Genomic DNA, 7,154 nt, shown 5'->3' with positions numbered 1-7,154 from the left:
GGCTATAGCTATAAGACAGTATTATACTGAAATTTTCTCAATAGATAAGATAGACGACACATTGAAATACCCATTCTTACCTATCTATAGCTACCGCCAATTGTATCAGGACATAAAACCCAAAATCATGGTGTCACGCTCGGCGCGACACCATGATTTTGGGTTTTAATTTTGTCCTAATAAGACTGGCGGTAGCTATAGAACTACCAGTTAGTAGATAGGTAAAATGCTTTTCATTCTCATTATCAAAATGCTAGTTTTTCACAATTCTCAGCCTATCGATTGTCAAGTGATTCAAAACCTAAAAGATAAATGATGACACGAAGCACTATTTCTCATCTCTTAGGTGGTATGTTTCGACTTTGCTCAGCCCAGATATTCCGTTATCTAAGCGAAGTCGAAGCCCTATTTTTTCACAATTGGCTTTTTTCTTAGCTTTTTTCTTATAAAGGGGAACCAAGTTGTTTCCTGTATCTGAAAGTGTAACCGCGCTAGATCCGATTTAAGTTGGGTGATATCTTAAAAATCGAAGAAATGAAAATAACATAAAACAAAGGTGTAAGGAGTCAATCATATGCGTCAAGTAACTACATTCATTCTCAGTCTTGCTTTTTGTATTCCCTCGGTAGCGACGATCGCTTCTCCCGTAAAAGCAGAGGAAACCAGTGCTAAATATGCTGAAATCAAAAACGAGCGCATCCTCACTGTGACAGGACGCGGCGATCGCTTGGTGAAAACCGTTAAGGCAAGAATTCAGCTTGGGGTTAATGTTGAAGGAAAAACAGCGATCGCCGTTCAAACTGAAGTAGCCCGTCAAGCTAATAGTATCGTCTCGACCTTGCAGCAGCTCAACGTCGAGAAGTTGCAAACCCTGAGCGTACAACTCAATCCCAAGTATGTCTATGAAAACAATCGCCAACGTCAAGATGGATTTACGGGACAAACTAGTGTTAGTTTTGTCGTGCCTCTAGAACGTGCGGGAGAAGTCCTCGATGCCGCAGTTAATTCAGGGGCTAACCAAGTCGAACAGATTAGTTTTATCGCCAATGATGCCGATTTATACGCTGCTAAGCAACTCGCTTTGCAAGATGCCCTCAAAGATGCCCAAGCTCAGTCCAATACAGTTTTAAGTACTTTAGGTTTCTCCCAAAAAACGATCAAATCAATCCAGATTATCGATTCAGGAGTTTCCTACCCGATCAATCAGCCACGTTTTGATAGCTATGCTAAAGCAGCTAGCGTAGTCCCAATTTTAGGTGGCGATCAAAAGATTGAAGCTTCAGTAACGCTGCAAATCACTTATTAATTAAAAGCTAAGACTAGAGAGCGTACCGCCCACTATGTGGGCGGTACGCTCTTCTGATTTTTAAGTTTACTTATGCTTAGCTAATTAGCGTATTTGGCGACAGCTATATAATTGCGCCCAGCTACTTAGAGTAAAATGCACAAGCCTAGAATTAGGTTAGCTACAATTTTGCAAAATAATTAAATTCTCAAGTATATTGCCAAGACTAGCGTTGCTGGGCTTGGCAATATACTTATGTTTGTTAGCACAAAATCCTGTAGCTTTATCAGCTCTATACTTGAGATCTCCCTTGACCATTCCCATGCTTGATTATATTCGTGATGGCAGTGAAATATATCGTCGATCCTTTGCCATCATTCGCGCTGAGGCAAATTTATCAATCTTACCACCCGAACTTGAAGTGGTTGCCGTGCGGTTAATCCATGCCTGTGGTATGACCGATATTGTGGGCGACCTTGCCTATTCCGAGGGCGTAGTAGAAATTAGCAGAAATGCGTTAAAGAACGGTGCAAATATTCTTTGTGATGCACAGATGGTAGCAAATGGAGTCACCCGCAAGCGCCTACCTGTCAATAATTCTGTGATTTGTACTTTAAACGAACCTGAAGTACCAGAACTCGCCAAGCAAATTAATAACACCCGTTCGGCGGCGGCAATGGAGCTATGGCGATGGCATTTGGAAGGATCGATCGTGGCGATCGGTAATGCGCCCACCGCTTTATTTCGGCTATTAGAAATGATCGATCGAGGTTTGCCCAAACCAGCCGTTATACTAGGATTCCCTGTAGGTTTTGTGGGTGCGATCGAATCAAAAGCCGCATTAGCCGCAAATAGTCGTGGTGTACCCTTTTTGACCATTCACGGTCGGCGAGGGGGAAGTGCGATGGCAGCCGCAGCCGTGAATGCATTAGCGATGGAGAATGAGTTATGAACCCTGAAAACAAGAGCGAAATAAGGTCGGGAAACCTCTATGGTTTAGGAATTGGTCCTGGCGATCCAGAGCTATTAACAATCAAGGCTCATCGTATTTTAACCTCAGTTCCCGTGATTGCCTATCCTACGATGGAAAGTGGCAAAGTGCTTGCAAGAGCGATCGTTGCAGATTTTATTCGTCCAGAGCAAATAGAAGTACCGATGCCGCTACCCTTTAGCGTCGATCGCTCTTCACAACCCTATTATGATATAGCGGCAGCGAAGATTGCCGAACATCTATCGACGGGTCGCGATGTCGCGGTGTTATGTGAAGGCGATCCGATGCTTTACGGTTCCTTTATGTATATTTTTAATCGCCTCTCCGATCGGTTTCATACCGAGGTGATTCCTGGGATATCTTCCACCTTTGCCAGCGCTGCGATGTTAGGCGCACCCTTAACCTATCGAAATGACGTGTTGAGTATTATGCCTGCGACCTTAGAAGCAGATATTTTGCGCGATCGCTTAGCCGTTGCCGATGCCGCCATTATCATTAAGCTCGGCAGACATTTTGCCAAGGTGAAATCCGTTTTAGAAGAATTAGACCTGTTTTCTCGCGCCCTATATATCGAACGCGCCACCATGCCCAATCAGCATATCAAGCCGATCGCATCAGTTACTGCCGATGAAGTTCCCTATTGGGCGATCGTCATGATTCCCAGTCAAACCAAGCCTCAATAGAATGCTCCAGCCAATGACCATCGAGCCAATGACCATCGAACAAATACTCCCTTCCCACCAAAGAAATAGACATCAAAAAATAATAATTAGCGTTGCGGCGCTTCGCGCCGCAACATCTAATTATTTACTGGGAAGGGAGTAACCATCGAACAAATAATGATTAAGTGAATGAATATCTAATGAAACCCCCTGCCATCATCATCTTAGGAGAGAAGAGTGTCGCGATCGCTCGACAAATCCAAAATACGATTCCCCATGCCATTGTTTATGGATTAGCATCGCGTACTCAATCTGCCGATCGCCAATACACCAAGTTTAGCGAAATTGTAAGCGAGTTATTTTGCCAAGGACATGCCATTATTGGGATCTGTGCCGCAGGGATTTTAATCCGCTCCCTCGCTACTTTACTCTCCGATAAGCGAGCCGAACCACCCGTAATCGCGATCGCTGAAGATGGCAGTGCTGTTGTTCCCCTCTTAGGCGGACTGAATGGCGCGAACGATTTAGCTAGAGCGATCGCCAATACCCTCCAAATCCAAGCAGCGATTACAACCACGGGCGATCTTCGATTTCAAACCTCCCTCCTATCTCCTCCCGATGGCTATCGACTGCTGAATAATGATGAACAGGCAAAGACATTTTTAGCGGATTTATTAGCTGGGAAAACAGTTAAACTAATCGGCACAGCACCTTGGCTCAGCGAAAGCTATCTTCCTTTTGCCGATGATGCGACCCATCGGATAGAAGTAATCTCCAACAAAATCTCCTTAGAATCGATAGAGTCTCAGCTAAGCTCCACCTATCTAGTTTATCAAACCACCCTAATTGATCGGTCGGAAACTGGAGGAAAGCTATCAATTATCGGCACTGGTCCAGGAGCAGCAAAATGGATGTCTCCAGAAGTTAAGGCAATTCTAGAGGATGCAACGGATTTTGTTGGTTACAAAACCTATATCAATCTAATCAAAGAATTTACGCGAGGGAAGCCCGTTCATGCTTCCGATAATCGAGTAGAACTCGATCGCGCTCGTCTCGCTCTCGATCTGGCGGCTGAAGGAAAATCAGTGGTCATCGTCTCTTCTGGTGACCCTGGGATTTATGGTATGGCAGCCGCAGTATTTGAAGTTTTAGATCGGTCACCCGAGCCTCAATGGAACCAGATTGCTATTTATGTCGCGCCAGGAATATCTGCGGCTCAAGCGGCGGCGGCGGCGATCGGTGCGCCAATCGGGCATGACTTCTGCATGATATCTCTTTCCGACATTCTCAAACCTTGGGAAATTATCGCCCAGCGCTTAACTGCTGCCGCCCAAGCCGATTTTGCGATCGCCATTTATAACCCCATTTCGACTCAACGGCGCTGGCAACTCACAGCAGCTAGAGATCTGCTTTTACAATGGCGATCGCCCGATACGCCTGTGATTTTAGGTCATAGAATGGGACGTAAAGGCGAAAATGTAAGAGTTATTTCTCTCTCCGAACTAGCTCCCGAACTTGCCGATATGCAAACAGTGATTATTGTTGGTTCCAGTAAAACTAAGAACCTGCAATGGAGCGATCGCCAGTATGTTTATACACCTCGCAAATACAATTAAATTGGTAAGTAGCTAAGCATAAGTAAACTTAAAACTCAGAAGAGCATACCGCCCGCGCAGAGAGCGGTATGCTCTTCTGGGTTTTGGTTTTTATAGCTACCACCAACTGTATCAGGACATAAAACCCAAAATCATGTTGTCGCGCTCCGCGCGACAACATGATTTTGAGGTTTAATTTAGTATTGTCTATCTGCTTAGAGAACCCAAAATGATCTATCAATCTAACTGGATACCCCATGAAGGAATTGTGACTCACGCTGGAGGACAAATTCCCTCTAATATGGATTTCTTTGCTCCCCCACCAATCGAAATTGGCTCAATTCTCTCCGCTGAAAGCAATCTAACTCACTCTAAGCAGCCTATTCCCATTTCTACACGCATATCCCTCTCCTTAATCGCTGGCGGATTGTTAGCTTACGGTATTCGCTACATTTCCAAGACCGACGAGGTTAACATTATCGCGATCGCAATTGGTGCGATCGTGGGATTGATTCTTTATCTGATTACGGAGTTTCGCTACTCATGCTCCTATGTTGGCGAACAGGGAATTGTCAGGCTATTCATCAAGGGGTCTCGTACCGCCATCCCCAAAAAACAACAACTCTGTTTTAAGGATGCCTCAAATTTATATGTGACTCAAATTCGCAACTATGTCAATGGAATTTACGCAGGAACGGCATATACCTACAGATGGAAACAAATTTCAGGAAAGGACTACTGTTTGAATGGACAATATCATGCGGAGAAAAAAGTTCCTAAAGATGGAGATAAGTGGCATTTTGCCAATACAGCCGAGCGAGTATGGAGCATTTATTTACTAGAATCAGTCAATGAAAAGTTAAACAGCTTAGGATATGTGGAATTTCCGATGACAGGAAATCCCAAAGCCGTAAGAATTGGTAGGGGCTTTATGGAATTTGTAACAAAAGATAAAGAGCCTCAAAGGGTTGCCGTTACTGAGATGAAGGATATTACTTTAGGTGGAGGAGTTTTTCAATTTAAACATCAAGATGCTAAGTGGTGGTCTGGCAAAGGCAAATATTCTTTCACCTATAGCAATATTCCTAATGCAAGGCTATTTCTAATTGTTCTTGAGAGTTTAACGGGAATTCGCTGGCAATAACCCAAAGCCAGAGAGCGTAACACCTGCTGCGCGGGTGTTACGCTCTCTGGCTTTGGGTTTTAATTATACCGAACTATAGCTGCCGCCAACTGTATCAGGACATAAAACCCCAAAGAGAGTTGCCGCGCTCCGCGCGGCAACTCTCTTTGGGGTTTTGATTTTGTCCTCACAAAACTGGCGGCAGCTATACTTATAGATCGCTTATAGATCTAGATCGCTTAGATCGCTAGAATAGATCGCTTAGGGAATCGATCAATTTTTGATTTTCGTTTTCTAACCTTACCGCAACTCTAAAATAGCGATCGCCTAGTTCTGGGAAACTCAGACAATCGCGAATGAGGATTTTATCCCTTTGCAATAGTTCCTTTTGCAAAAATGAACCTGCAATTTCTGTTTGCACCAACAGGTAATTGGCTGCATTTGGCAAGGGTATTAGCCCTAATATTTGCGATAAGCCTTTGAATAGCTGCGATTTGGCACTTTTTAACCAAGTCCATGTCTGTTGCTGAAATTCCCGATCGCTGAGGACAGCGATTCCTGCGGCGGCAGCAAAACTATTGACACACCAAGGATCTCGCCATGCCTGCCATCGCCGTAAACGGTCGGGGTGGGCGATCGCATAGCCAAGCCTCAAGGCAGGCAAACTATAGAATTTTGTAAGCGATCGCAAAATCACTAAATTAGGATGAGATGGAACTAAATCAATTAAGCTTTGTTGCTGTTCTGGTGCGAGAAAATCCATAAAAGCTTCATCGATTACCACCAAGGCAAACCTTTCGAGATAGGGCAAAATACTATCTCTAGAAAATAAATAACCTGTGGGGTTATGAGGATTGTTGATCAGGATTCCTTTGGTATGAGAATTACTAATTTCGGGCAGATCCGTCTTAAAACTTACAGCTTGATTGCTAATTAGAAATGGATATTTTTCCACTTGGCAATCGAAGGTTTTTAGAGCGCGATAGTAATCGGTAAAAGCAGGCGTAAAGAGCACCGTGGCAACTAATTGCGAAAGATCGCGCCCCACCCAAGTTAATAGCTCGGCAACTCCGTTACCAGCCAAAATCCATTCCGAGGACAATTGATGAAACTCGCCTAAGGAATGTCTGAGTAATGTATATTCTGGGTCGGGATAATGACTCAAATCTGTGAATTGGGACTGGATCGCTGCGATCGCTGATTTAGGGACACCTAGAGGATTAATACTTGCCGAAAAATCTAAGATCTGGGCTGGGGATATGTTAGCCATCTCTGCCGCCCATTGTCGATTTCCCCCATGGATTGGATGTAAACGCTCAGACGATTGCATAGTTTTTTATTTTAGATTCTATCTCAGGGGTATTGACTGCTGTTGGCTACTCTTATAGCAGTAGCCAGTTATGTTAGGACAAAAACAAAACCCAGAAGAGTGTTGCGGCGCTTCGCGCCGCAACACTCTTCTGGGTTTTATGTCTTAACTTATTTGGCTATAGCTATA

General features: G+C 44.1%; 6 protein-coding genes. 5 read left to right on the top strand and 1 reads right to left on the bottom strand.

The annotated features are described in order from the left end of the window. Nucleotides 1–574 precede the first annotated feature (574 nt). From AC805_RS12180 to AC805_RS12160, 5 genes are all read left to right on the top strand, one after another. On the top strand, nucleotides 575–1,306 hold the full coding sequence (locus AC805_RS12180) for an SIMPL domain-containing protein (protein WP_055075694.1): 732 nt from the start codon (nucleotides 575–577) through the stop codon (nucleotides 1,304–1,306). Between the two features lie 301 nt (nucleotides 1,307–1,607). After that, nucleotides 1,608–2,237 carry a precorrin-8X methylmutase gene (locus AC805_RS12175; protein WP_055075693.1) on the top strand — a complete coding sequence of 210 codons (630 nt, stop codon included), beginning with the start codon at nucleotides 1,608–1,610 and terminating at the stop codon, nucleotides 2,235–2,237. Further along, nucleotides 2,234–2,959: a precorrin-2 C(20)-methyltransferase gene (gene cobI / locus AC805_RS12170; RefSeq protein WP_055075692.1), complete on the top strand. Its 726-nt coding sequence runs from the start codon at nucleotides 2,234–2,236 to the stop codon at nucleotides 2,957–2,959. The genes AC805_RS12175 and cobI overlap by 4 nt, the downstream gene beginning before the upstream one ends. Nucleotides 2,960–3,138: 179 nt before the next feature. Next, entirely contained in the window at nucleotides 3,139–4,554 is a 1,416-nt protein-coding gene (gene cobJ, locus AC805_RS12165) for a precorrin-3B C(17)-methyltransferase (protein ID WP_055075691.1), read from the top strand. A gap of 208 nt (nucleotides 4,555–4,762) precedes the next feature. Further along, nucleotides 4,763–5,677 carry a DUF6585 family protein gene (locus AC805_RS12160; protein ID WP_055075690.1) on the top strand — a complete coding sequence of 305 codons (915 nt, stop codon included), beginning with the start codon at nucleotides 4,763–4,765 and terminating at the stop codon, nucleotides 5,675–5,677. 226 nt (nucleotides 5,678–5,903) lie between these two features. Here the strand turns inward: AC805_RS12160 and cobD are convergent, their stop codons facing one another. Next, nucleotides 5,904–6,986 carry a threonine-phosphate decarboxylase CobD gene (gene cobD / locus AC805_RS12155; RefSeq protein WP_055075689.1) on the bottom strand — a complete coding sequence of 361 codons (1,083 nt, stop codon included), beginning with the start codon at nucleotides 6,984–6,986 and terminating at the stop codon, nucleotides 5,904–5,906. Nucleotides 6,987–7,154 lie beyond the last annotated feature (168 nt).

Origin of the sequence: Pseudanabaena sp. 'Roaring Creek', from assembly GCF_001402795.1 — a bacterium.
Lineage (GTDB): Bacteria > Cyanobacteriota > Cyanobacteriia > Pseudanabaenales > Pseudanabaenaceae > Pseudanabaena.
This window is presented reverse-complemented; position numbering and strand designations above follow the sequence as displayed.